This window comes from Methanolapillus africanus (assembly GCF_032714475.1).
Lineage (GTDB): Archaea > Halobacteriota > Methanosarcinia > Methanosarcinales > Methanosarcinaceae > Methanolapillus > Methanolapillus africanus.
The window spans coordinates 1-1508 of the sequence record NZ_JAWDKD010000027.1 but is presented as its reverse complement, the minus strand read 5'-3'; the positions used below and the strand labels follow the sequence as shown (position 1 = coordinate 1508).

General features: G+C 41.0%; 1 protein-coding gene. It reads left to right on the top strand.

Going from position 1 to position 1508, the window contains the following annotated elements; genetic code table 11:
- Positions 1-170 precede the first annotated feature (170 nt).
- Complete coding sequence (locus MsAg5_RS08985; RefSeq protein ID WP_338100299.1) at positions 171-1331, top strand: COG1361 S-layer family protein; 1161 nt, start codon at positions 171-173, stop codon at positions 1329-1331.
- Positions 1332-1508 lie beyond the last annotated feature (177 nt).

Below are 1508 nucleotides of genomic sequence, written 5' to 3'. Positions count from 1 at the left end.
TTGATAAAAGGTATTTTAATCTTTACTTAAAAGAATGTGAATTTAGGTACAATTATAGGAATGAGAATTTATATCTGAAAATCCTGGAAATTATCAGAGAAAATCCTCTATTCTTATCATGACCCTTGAATTAAAATTAAACTTAAAGACAAAAATTAAAGCGTGATTTCATGTCAAACAAAGCATTGAAAACAGTTTCAAAAGGCCTGCACATTTCCTTATTGTTGATTGTGCTTCTCTCGGCAACCATGTCCGTTGCACTTTGCGCATCGGTCGTCAACCAAACAAATTATTACGGCGATTTAGATAAAAACTACTATTCCTTCTATGGCGCGCCGGATATTCAGGCCAGTGTTCAAGGAAACGGTGAGCTGAAACGTGGTCAATCGTCTACGGTCAGTTTAGTCCTTTCAAACCAGGGTATTTTGCAGGGATTTAAATCGGAAGTTGAACTGAAAGATTCCAGCTCAATCGACAACCAACTCAATATGACGCTTCAGCAAATGGAAGTGGAAAACGTCGCCAACATCTTAACAGCTGTCGGCATTTCGGCAACACTCGAATCATCCAACCCGGATATTCTCATCAAAACGGGTTCCCAACAAGCCGGAAGTTTGCCGACCGGTCAATCCACGATGCAACCGCTGCGCTACACGGTTGAAATCGGAAAAGATGTTCCGGCCGGAGAATACAACTTAACATTGAATGTGAGTTATAAACACTTGACGAATGTGATTTACGGCGCAGATGCCGTAACAGGCTCCTCCGGGAATTTGGGCGGCATCCGCAACTTGAATGCTTCTTACTGGTACAACGAAAGTGCCACTCAATCCATTCCGATTAAAATCATCGTGAAGGACGACACCAAATTCGAAATCGTTGAGGTCGACAACGGCATGAACACAAAAGGCGGCACATTGAAAATCACTTACAAAAATGTCGGTGAAATCCCCGCGATTGACTCGTTCGTCCGTCTCAACACCGCAACGCCGTTCAGTACAACCGACGACCAATCTTATCTCGGAACCGTGAATCCGGGAGAAACAGCGGTTGCGACGTTTAAAATGAGTGTGGACAGCGACACGGTCATCTACGACAAGTTGTACGCGATCAACAGTGAAATTTTGTACAACGACAACTACGGTCACCAGCAAATTACGGATTCCCTCATGGTCCAAGTTCAGATTGATGAGCCGGAAGGAATGTCTCCGCTCGTTATCGGTGTTGTTGCCATGATCATTATTTTGATCATTGTCGGCGGCGCTTACTACTACTTTAACTACTACAAGAAAGGAAAGAAACTCAGTTTGAAGAAAGAAAAAGCGAATTAATCGCTTTCTCTTTCCTTTTTTTCTTTTTGAGTTGCTTTTAGTTTGAGTTGCTTTTAGTTTGAGTTACTTTTAGTTTGAGTTACTTTTAGTTTGAGTTACTTTTAGTTTGAGTTACTTTTAGTTTGAGTTACTTTTAGTTTGAGTTACTTTTAGTTTGAGTTACTTTTAGTTTGAGTT

What these genes read in the sequence shown, in the direction of transcription:
- MsAg5_RS08985 (WP_338100299.1), top strand. Translation starts at nt 171, where the DNA reads ATGTCAAACAAAGCATTGAAAACAGTTTCAAAAGGCCTGCACATTTCC.